The sequence below is a fragment of the Oleiphilus sp. HI0061 genome (genome assembly GCF_001635675.1).
Window position 1 is genome coordinate 1 of the sequence record NZ_LWFE01000987.1, and the last position, 4,555, is coordinate 4,555.

At 43.2% G+C, this 4,555-nt stretch carries 6 protein-coding genes; all 6 read right to left on the reverse strand.

Going from position 1 to position 4,555, the window contains the following annotated elements; genetic code table 11:
* Positions 1 to 771: RNase adapter RapZ (gene rapZ / locus A3735_RS11440; protein WP_068638093.1), on the reverse strand; the 771-nt coding region annotated here is incomplete at its 3' end.
* Positions 772 to 813: 42 nt separating this feature from the next.
* Positions 814 to 1,275: a PTS IIA-like nitrogen regulatory protein PtsN gene (gene ptsN, locus A3735_RS11445; RefSeq protein ID WP_068510396.1), complete on the reverse strand. Its 462-nt coding sequence runs from the start codon at positions 1,273 to 1,275 to the stop codon at positions 814 to 816.
* A 26-nt stretch (positions 1,276 to 1,301) separates the two neighbouring features.
* Entirely contained in the window at positions 1,302 to 1,610 is a 309-nt protein-coding gene (hpf, locus tag A3735_RS11450; RefSeq protein ID WP_068510392.1) for a ribosome hibernation-promoting factor, HPF/YfiA family, read from the reverse strand.
* Between the two features lie 102 nt (positions 1,611 to 1,712).
* Positions 1,713 to 3,257, reverse strand: coding sequence for an RNA polymerase factor sigma-54 (locus tag A3735_RS11455; protein ID WP_068511168.1), 1,545 nt, complete (start codon positions 3,255 to 3,257; stop codon positions 1,713 to 1,715).
* 310 nt (positions 3,258 to 3,567) lie between these two features.
* Complete coding sequence (gene lptB, locus A3735_RS11460; protein WP_068511164.1) at positions 3,568 to 4,293, reverse strand: LPS export ABC transporter ATP-binding protein; 726 nt, start codon at positions 4,291 to 4,293, stop codon at positions 3,568 to 3,570.
* A 12-nt stretch (positions 4,294 to 4,305) separates the two neighbouring features.
* The coding region (locus tag A3735_RS30895; protein WP_197485875.1) for a hypothetical protein at positions 4,306 to 4,555 on the reverse strand (250 nt) is incomplete at its 5' end.

A 4,555-nucleotide genomic window follows, 5' to 3' on the forward strand; every position in this document is an offset into this window, starting at 1 on the left:
GTGATGGCCGCCGGTACAGCCGATCGCGATAGTCATGTAGCTACGGTTTGATGCTTTGAATTGAGGAAGCCATTTACTGAGAAAGTTAATGATATCTTCCTTCATTAGTATGGATTCGGGTTGGGCGTTCATGAAGTCTACGACGGGCTTATCTAATCCACTAAAAGTACGAAGGTTTGGGTCCCAGTATGGGTTTGGCAAACAGCGAACGTCGAATACGTAATCTGCATCGCTAGGAACACCATTTTTGAAACCAAATGATTGAAAGAGTATGGCGAGCTCTTGCTCTCGTTTGCCTGTCACTCTAAGTTTTATGAGGTCTCTTAACTCGTATAGGGTTAGTTTCGTAGTGTCGACAGTCAGGTCAGCTTTTAGTGCCAGCTGGTCGAGAAGCGTTCTTTCGGTTTCAATCGCTTCGGTGAGTGAGTGTGTTGTGCTGCTAAGTGGGTGTTTGCGTCGAGTATCGTGAAAGCGCTTTAGGAGCGTCTCACTTTGTGCGTCAAGAAAAATGATATCGACATCAATCTCCATCTGCTTTAGCTTCTCGTAAACTTGGGGGAATGCTTCTATTCCACCCTGCAGATTTCTAGCATCGATACTGATCGCAACGTTACTTAACCTTGTATCTTTACCTTGTAGTGATTGTTTACCAAGGTTTAGTAAAAGCCCAACCGGTAAATTATCAATGCAGTAATACCCCATGTCTTCAAGGACGTGAAGGGCCGTGCTTTTTCCGGAACCGGATCTGCCACTGACAATAACGAGCTTCATAAGAAGTTCCTAGCAATTTTGAGCTTCTAAGGTTTGTAGGTCTTAAGCAATTATTTTCTGATAAAGTTCAGTGCCTGTAGCAGATTCCCTTAAACTATCGCAAAAAGCAGTGTTGTTGAACTTCTCTGCAATTTGACTTAAAAGATCCAGGTGCTCGCTCGTCGCCTCGGAGGGGACAAGTAAAACGAAAAGAATATCAACGTCTTCGTTATCTATCGAGTCAAAAGGTATCTTTTTTTCAAGTGTAAATAGACAACCAATAACTTGTTTGCAGTTTTCCAGTCTGCTGTGGGGAATGGCAATTCCTTGCCCAACTCCCGTGCTTCCCAGTCGTTCACGAGAAATAAGGTTGTCAAATATTTCAGTTTCATCAAGATGAGGAAATTGTTTTGAGACCAGGTGTGCAGCCTGTTGAAGAACTTTTTTCTTGCTACCACCGGGCAAACCGCGTTGGGTTAGCTCCGGTGACAAGATGGCCTCGATAGTAATTTTATTTTCAGACATTTTTCGACTCTAAAGATCGCTAATAACTAGCGTGCTGCTGCGCCGTGTGCGCGGTCAACTTTCTTTTCCTTGTGCTTAAGAATTTGACGGTCTAGCTTATCAACTAGCTGGTCGATAGCGGCATACATGTCGTCGTTCTCGGCGTGGCCGTGGATATCTGCACCAGCGATATGTAGCGTTGATTCAGCAATATGTGCTTGTTTCGATACAGAAAGGGTTACCTGTACGTTGCTAATGCCGCCAATATGGCGCTCTAGCTTTTGCAATTTGGTTTTCACATATTCTTTAAGTGCATCAGTTAAATCTACATGATGGCCAGTGATATTTAATTGCATAGTATTCTCCTATCATCGTTATTTTTAGCGAGAGTTGAATATTGACTCACTTTTCGCTTATCAAATCAACTTGCTGCAGGCAGCAAGTTATCAAATATTGTATTAAACCAATCTTTTTCTTTCGTTCGATGGGGGGATCGACATCGCTTCGCGGTATTTTGCGATAGTGCGGCGGGCGACGTTAATTCCTTGCTCTTTCAACAAGTCGGCAATCTTGCTATCGCTAAGAGGTTTTTTAGGGTTTTCTGCTGATATTAACTTCTTAATAATTGCGCGAATCGCTGTTGACGAGCACTCTCCGCCAGTAGTTGTGCTGACGTGGCTTGAGAAAAAGTATTTGAGTTCAAATATGCCTCGTGGCGTATGCATGTACTTTTGTGTTGTCACACGAGATATGGTGGACTCATGCATTTCTACCGCTTCAGCAATATCATGTAAAATCAGCGGCTTCATCGCTTCATCACCATAGTCAAGGAAGCCTTGTTGGTGAGCTACTATCTTACTTGCCACTTTTAGAAGCGTCTCGTTACGACTTTGTAGGCTTTTAATAAACCACTTTGCTTCTTGAAGTTGATCCTTCATAAAGGTGTTGTCGTTACTGGAGTCAGCTCTCTTTATAAACGAAGCATAATTTGCATTGACCCTTATTTTTGGCGCAATCTCTGGGTTGAGCTCAACTTTCCAGCGTCCTTTTTCTTTCTTTACGACGACATCTGGCACAATGTACTCAGGCTCGGAAGAAGCAATGGATTCACCTGGTTTAGGGTTCAAAGACTGAATTAGAGAGATAACCTCTTTCAGTTCATGCTCTTTAAGGCGGCTGCGTCGCATTAGTTGAGCGTAGTCTCTTGATCCTAATAAGTTCAGGTAGTGGCTGATTACAAGCTTTGCTTGTGGTAGCCAGGGCGTATCTTTTGGTAGCTGGCGTAACTGTAGCAGCAAACAGTCGGGCAGGTCTTTGGCAAATACCCCAGGTGGATCAAAGTGCTGCACGCGTTTTAAGACGGCTTCAACTTCATCTAATTCAACCGGGTCTTCGTCATCTGAGTTGTGCAGCCCCTCGTGTATCTCTTCAACGGTATTCGTTAGGTAGCCGTCTGTATCTGTTGCGTCGATTAATGACATCGCAATGTATCGGTCGCGATCAGACATGGGGGTAAGGTTAAGTTGCCAATCTAGATGATCTGCAAGAGACTCGGTAGCAGCGTTTCTTTGTTCGAAGGCATTGTTGTCATCTTCGGGAACGGGACCACTGGGCGCATTGTTTGTATATATGTCATCCCAAGCCGTATCAACAGGCAGATCTTCCGGTATAGTATCTGACCACTCTTCACTAGGCGTGTCGGCTTCATTACTAGCAGGTGCTTCGCTCGAACTGGTGTCTGTACTACTGCTTTGTTGGTTGTCCTGAGAGGCGTACTCGTTGCCATCATTTTGATGACTTTCATTCTGATTTTCTTGTTTATCACTTGTATTTCCAGGCTCGTTGTTATCGTCCTGGAGTTCGAGCATAGGATTAGATTCCAATGCTTCTTGTATTTCGTTTTGAAGGTCAAGAGTCGACAATTGTAGCAAGCGGATTGCTTGCTGCAATTGAGGTGTCATTGTCAGTTGTTGACCGAGCTTTAATTGGAGAGAAACCTTCATGTTCATGAGGATGTCACCAACTTAAGACTTAAATTTTGAATCATGTATTGTCGCTTATTATATTTTGCGGAAATGGTCGCTGTGAATAAACGTATTTATATTTACTTCATTTACACAAGTGTAGTGCGAAGATAGCAAAGTGTGAAACAAATAAAAGTATATTTACGTTACCAGCCTACAAATAATTGTTTTAGATCAAGTTATCGTCTTGTTGACGTGAAAATTGCATGCTACTCATTTCTAAGCTGAAAGTCATGCTTAATTGTTTGTATATGCTGTTCGAATCGAATGCTATGAACTAGCCACTGGCTTATAATTTGAATTGATTGCCCAAGTAGACTTGTTTGACCTTTTCATTATTCAGAATGTCTTCAGCACTTCCTGAAGCAATGATATGGCCATCACCAACAATATAGGCTTTTTCACAAATATCCAGCGTTTCTCTAACGTTGTGATCGGTTATGAGTACGCCGATATTTTTACTTTTAAGGTGAGAGACGATTGACTTGATGTCGTTGACCGATATTGGGTCGACACCTGCGAAGGGCTCATCGAGTAGAATGAAGTCAGGCTCCATTGCTAAAGCTCTGGCTATTTCCACTCGCCTACGTTCACCGCCTGACAAGGCCATGCCAAGACTATCTTTGATGTGAGTGATGTGAAACTCTTCGAGTAAGGCTTCCATTCTTTGTCGCCTTTCGCTGCGAGAAAGATCTTTTCTAATCTCTAGTACCGCCAGGATATTGTCTCGAACACTTAACTTTCTAAATATTGAAGCTTCCTGGGGCAGGTAGCCGACACCGTTTCGTGCCCTATCATGCATAGCCATGGATGATAGGTCGGTATCATTAACTGATATCTTGCCTTTATCATGCTTAACCAGGCCTACAATCATATAGAAACAAGTGGTTTTACCAGCACCGTTAGGGCCGAGCAGCCCGATCACTTCACCGCTGTTGATAGTCAGGGAAACATCTTTAACTATTTGGCGTTTATCATAGGCCTTGGCTAGGTTTTCTGCTTTTAAAGTTTTCATTGTTGCTCAGGTCTATTGCTTTTGCTCGGCACCGGACTCGGCATTTGGAGCAGGTTCGAGTGGCAGTTTGTTTTCGTTTTCTGGAGAACCTTTTATTAGTGGCACTTCAGTATTTTCCGATGCGGTCTCGGCATTAGGGTAGTAATGAATTTTAACTCGAGACCCTTGGGTCTGATCTCCCTTGGCGCGTATAGCTCTTCGTACAATGTCGTACTCTATTTCTTCACCTGAAAAGGAGTTGTCTTGTTGTACTAACTTAGCT

What these genes read in the sequence shown, in the direction of transcription:
- ptsN (WP_068510396.1), bottom strand. Translation starts at nt 1,275, where the DNA reads ATGTCTGAAAATAAAATTACTATCGAGGCCATCTTGTCACCGGAGCTA.
- hpf (WP_068510392.1), bottom strand. Translation starts at nt 1,610, where the DNA reads ATGCAATTAAATATCACTGGCCATCATGTAGATTTAACTGATGCACTT.
- A3735_RS11455 (WP_068511168.1), bottom strand. Translation starts at nt 3,257, where the DNA reads ATGAAGGTTTCTCTCCAATTAAAGCTCGGTCAACAACTGACAATGACA.
- lptB (WP_068511164.1), bottom strand. Translation starts at nt 4,293, where the DNA reads ATGAAAACTTTAAAAGCAGAAAACCTAGCCAAGGCCTATGATAAACGC.